Genomic DNA, 714 nt, shown 5'->3' with positions numbered 1-714 from the left:
GTCAGGGGACGGTGCACCCGTGGCACGGCCGCACCGAGCGCGGCCTGGCCGGTGACGGCCGCGTGCAGCAGGCTGGCCAGCGCGCGCAGGTCGGTCCACGCACCGGGCGGCACCAGCGGCTTCTCGTCAGCCGGCGGCGGGGTGCTGCCCAGCAGCACCGGCACGCCGACGCCGCGCACGACGACCGCCTCGGGCGAGATGCCGCCATGGTGGACCTGCGCCGCATGCAGCAGGTCGACCGCATCGAGCACTGGCGTCAGCATCGCGCGCAGCCAGGCCTCGTCGGGGGCGCGCGGCAGGGCCTTCAGCGCACCGGCCAGGTTCGGGCCCGGCACGAAATTCATCGCGTAGTAGGCGGTGCCGTTCTCTTCCCAGTGGCTCTGCACCCGGATCAGCGCCGGGTGCTCGAATCGGGCGAACAGCTTGGCGCGCTGCACGAACTCGCGGCGGCCGGCCTCCAGCGCCGGGGCATCGCCGCTGCGCCGCGGCACCACCTGCCTGCCGTCCTCGCGCTGCGCGAGCGAAGTCGGGAAATATTCCTTGATCGCGACCTGCCGCTGCAGCGACGAGTCCAGCGCCAGGTACACGACACCCGAATCGCCACGACCGATCAGCTCGACGATGCGGAACCCGCCGACACGGGCCCCCGCCAGCAGCACGTCGCTGGCCGGCACGGTGTCGAACTGCGTGGTCGGACCGAAGTCGGGTTTCTGG

Annotated in this window: 1 protein-coding gene; it reads right to left on the bottom strand. The window is 72.8% G+C overall.

Annotation, left to right across the window (positions count from 1 at the left end; all coding sequences use genetic code 11):
• A partial coding sequence (locus tag AC1D12_RS34635) for a protein kinase domain-containing protein (protein ID WP_477845572.1) occupies positions 1-714 on the bottom strand: 714 nt, incomplete at both ends.

Source organism: Rhizobacter sp. P1_G5 (assembly GCF_056405435.1).
Note: the sequence above shows the minus strand (reverse complement) of the source record. Positions and strands in the feature narration are given on the sequence as shown.